The sequence below is a fragment of the uncultured Caballeronia sp. genome (assembly GCF_964243625.1).
Taxonomy (GTDB): Bacteria; Pseudomonadota; Gammaproteobacteria; order Burkholderiales; family Burkholderiaceae; genus Caballeronia.
The window spans coordinates 1-3,900 of the sequence record NZ_CAXTGZ010000562.1 but is presented as its reverse complement, the minus strand read 5'-3'; the positions used below and the strand labels follow the sequence as shown (position 1 = coordinate 3,900).

4 protein-coding genes are annotated in these 3,900 nt (G+C 60.1%); all 4 read left to right on the top strand.

Going from position 1 to position 3,900, the window contains the following annotated elements; all coding sequences use genetic code 11:
- Positions 1-671, top strand: a 671-nt coding sequence (locus ACFFAR_RS27070) for a LysR family transcriptional regulator substrate-binding protein (RefSeq protein ID WP_375508808.1), incomplete at its 5' end; no start/stop codon positions are given.
- A 470-nt stretch (positions 672-1,141) separates the two neighbouring features.
- Complete coding sequence (locus ACFFAR_RS27065) at positions 1,142-1,699, top strand: ANTAR domain-containing response regulator (protein WP_375508807.1); 558 nt, start codon at positions 1,142-1,144, stop codon at positions 1,697-1,699.
- Positions 1,700-2,123: 424 nt separating this feature from the next.
- The gene (gene urtC / locus ACFFAR_RS27060; RefSeq protein ID WP_375508806.1) at positions 2,124-3,287 is read left to right on the top strand and encodes an urea ABC transporter permease subunit UrtC; all 1,164 of its coding nucleotides are present in this window, start codon (positions 2,124-2,126) and stop codon (positions 3,285-3,287) included.
- On the top strand, positions 3,284-3,900 hold a 617-nt coding region (locus ACFFAR_RS27055; RefSeq protein WP_375508805.1), incomplete at its 3' end, for an ABC transporter ATP-binding protein. The genes urtC and ACFFAR_RS27055, both read left to right, overlap by 4 nt.

Here is a 3,900-nt window from a genome sequence, read left to right as displayed (position 1 = left end):
CCGTCAGGCTCGGTTGTGTCGACTCGTTCGCGGCGACCGTCGGGCCGGAACTTATCCGCGCGGTTTCCGGGTCCGCCCGTCAAATATCGCTCTGGTCGGGTCTTACGCCGGGTCTGGCAAAACAGATGCGGTCGCGCGAAATCGATATCGCAATCTGCACGCAGAGCATGATCGACGATCCGCGTGTTGTCGAAGTGCCGCTGTTTTCAGAAAGTTTCGTGGCGGTCGTCGCGAAGGCGTATGTGGCTGAACGACCCGATATCGACTGGCGGTCGCTCGCCCGAGAACTGCCGCTGATCCGTTACACGCCGCGTTCAGTCATTGGCCAGCAGGTAGACCGGTTTGCGCGGCATCTCGGTATCGAGAGTGCTCGGCGATACGAGTTCGACGCAACGGATCCGTTACTTGGCCTTATCACGGCCCGCCTCGGATTTGCGATTTCGACGCCGTTGTGTCTATGGCAGGCGCGTCATTATCTCGACGATATCGCCGTGCTTGCACTGCCTGGAAGCAGCTTAGCCCGACACGAGTTCTTCCTCTTGCACCGTGAAGGAGAGTGGGCCGATTTCGCGGCAGAGATCGTCTCGCTGACGCACCGCGTGCTGCAGCATGGTATTCGGCCTGCGCTGCTGCGGGCAGCTCCTGCATTCCCTTCCGATATCTTTCAATGAAAGCGCGCGCGACGCTTCCCGGAGAGGCTTATTGCGCCGGTAATACGCGCCAGGGATGATGATTCGCAGCATGACGGGTCGAAGACAGTGGGCGGCCATATTCGACGAAACAATCCTACGAAGTTTCACTGCAGGAAATAATATTGCATGACAATAACGTCGTGTGCATACTACGGCTTCGATGAACGGGGAGCGGATCTGTGCGAGTTGGCCGTTGCGATTACTCCGAAGCGGTGACGAAGAATCACCCTCCCCGAACAGGGGCGAGAGCGGTGGCACAGCTTTCGCTCGTGGGGTCAACCCGGCTCCCGCCTTTCCACGGGCCGAACGCAAATGAAAGCATCGTCTGTCGAAAGAGGCTGGTCAAAGGAGCAAATCGCTTTTCACGCGCGAGACAGAAGCCGTCAGGAGGTGCAGCGATGAAACGCCATCCTTTGCCGAACACGCCTCAGGGCCTTCGCGACATTCGCTTGCTGAAGGTCGTGGCTATCCATCCACTCGACCAGGACGGGGAGGAGTTACTTGCGCAGCTGCGTCGCATTGGCTGCCGCGTGTGCCGCTTCTGGCCGGCACCGGCGACGCTGCCGCCAGAGACCGATATTGTCTTCATGGCGGTCCGCCCGGAGGCGCTGGCCGACAGGCTGACGTGGCTCGATAGACCGGATGCGCCGCCCGTGATCCCGGTCGTCAGCTACGAGAATCCGATCTTCATCGACGTCGTCATGAAGCTGAATGCGTATTGCACGGTGCCTTCGCCGGTGCGCTCGTTCGGCGTACTGACCGCGATCGCGGTCTCCCTTCACCAGCATAAAAACCGCGTCGCGCTCGAGCGCTATGCGCAACGCGTCGCGGATAAATTCGCTGACCAGCGCCAGATTCAGCGCGCCAAATCGATCCTGATGGAGTCGCGCAAGCTGACCGAGCCAGATGCGTACGAGTTGTTGCGCTCTCGCGCAATGGAGCAGCGCCAGTCGCTCGAAGTGACGGCGGACGTCATCATCAAGGCACACGAAAGCCTGCATTTTTGACGGAGCGCATGCCCTTCCTTGTGCAGAATAAAGCACATGGCGCACGACAACTGTGCGAACAAACGCCACGTTGGTGATCAGCCCTGACCAATGCTGGCATGACACCCGCCTGCCTTGGTGTATTGCCGATGGCACGGCTCTTGCGGAACTGGAAGCACGCGAGAGCACAGTCGGTCCACGATAGTGCGTCACCGTCAGGCGTACTGGTTGAGTTTCAACCGGTGTGTCCATACAAGTTTCGTCATCTGAGACAAAGGCGTCCCGGATGACATCGGCCAAAAAGCCCGACAGCCAGGAGTGCCCTGGCTGTCGGGCTTTTTTTCGCGTCCCCGGGCGGTTAGCGCGCAACACGGCGGTGATCGCGGGCTTCGGCGCTTTGACTTCCGGTCCGTCGGACACACTGAAATCGAGGCAGCGCAGACACATGAAAGAACTTCCTCTCTCTTCGACACCCAGCGATGCGGCGCGGGCAGCTTCGGCGCCTGCAGGCTGGCGGGGTGCGCTTCTGCTCGATAAATATTCCGTGCTGATTCTCGCGCTGGTGCTGCTGATCGCCATTCCGGCGCTGACGGGCGCGTTCCGCCTTGGCCTGTTCGCGAAATACCTGAGCTTCGCATTCTGCGCCGTGGGCCTCGTCCTGACGTGGGGCTATGGCGGCATTCTCAGTCTTGGCCAAGGCATTTTCTTCGGGCTCGGCAGCTACATGATGGCGATGTACATGAAGCTCGAAGCGAGTTCCAACGACCCCGCTGCGGCGGTGTTCGGGGGCAGCGGTCCACCCGTGCCCGACTTCATGACGTGGAACAGCATCGACAAGCTGCCCTGGTGGTGGGCCCCGTTCGAACACGGCTGGTTCGCGCTCCCCGCGATCCTGATCATCCCGACGATCATTGCGTTCGTGCTCGGCTATGCCAACTTCAGGAAGCGCGTGGGCGGCGTGTATTTTTCGATCGTGACGCTGGCGCTCGCGTCGATCATGTCGATCGTGATCATCGGTCAGCAAGGTTACACGGGCGGCGTCAACGGCATCACGAACCTGCCGACGTTCATGGGGTACAGCATCCAGAGCAATACGGCGACGCTCATCATGTACTACGTCACCTGCGTGCTGTTGCTGTGCGCCGTGCTGGCCGGACGCTTCATTCTCAAGAGCCGGCTGGGCAAGGTGCTGATTGCCATCCGCGACCGGGAAGACCGCATCCGTTTCTCGGGTTACGACCCGGCGCTTTTCAAGGGCTTTATCTTCGCGGTCGCGGCACTGTTCTCGGCAGTCGGCGGCGCGATGTTCACGCTGCAAGTTGGCTTCGCCTCGCCGTCCGTGTGCGGGATCGTGCCGTCCATCGAGATGGTGATCTATGCCGCGGTCGGTGGCCGCCTGTCACTTGTCGGCGCGGTGTACGGCACTGTGATCGTTGGAGCCGCCAAGAGCTTTCTCTCCGAGAATTTCGTGGGGTTCTGGGTTTATTTCATCGGCGCACTGTTTATCTTCGTGCCGATGTTCTTGCCCAAGGGCCTGGCCGGGATCATCGACTGGTTGCGCAACCGTGAGCAGAACCGGCAGGACAAGAACCAGGGAGCGGTGCAATGAGGCCGATGATCCTGGAAGTCGAAGACCTCACCGTCTCCTTCGATGGCTTCAAGGCGGTGGATGGACTGAACTTCTACGTGGAAGAGAACGAGCTGCATGTTGTTATCGGCCCGAACGGCGCCGGCAAGACTACCTTGCTCGACATGATCTGCGGCAAGACAAAGCCGACCAGCGGCCGCATCGAGTTCAAGGGGCTGCACCTCGAAAAAATGCTGGAATACCAGATCACGCGTGCGGGGGTAGGCCGGAAATTCCAGAACCCGATGGTCTACGAAGACCTCACGGTCGCGGAGAATCTCGAGATCTCGTATCCGAAGAAACGCGATGTCATCGGGTGCCTGTTCTTCAACCGGAGCGAAGCGGTCCGCGATGAGATCGATCGGATCGCGGCGATGATCTTCCTTGACGATCAGCTCGATCGCAAGGCGGCTTTGCTGTCGCACGGGCAGAAGCAGTGGCTGGAAATAGGCATGCTGCTGATGCAGGATCCCGAACTGTTGCTGCTGGACGAACCGGTGGCCGGCATGAGTGCGAAAGAGCGGGAACTCACGGGCGTGCTGCTGCGCAAGATCGCCGAGGGCCGCTCGGTAGTGGTGATCGAGCACGACATGGA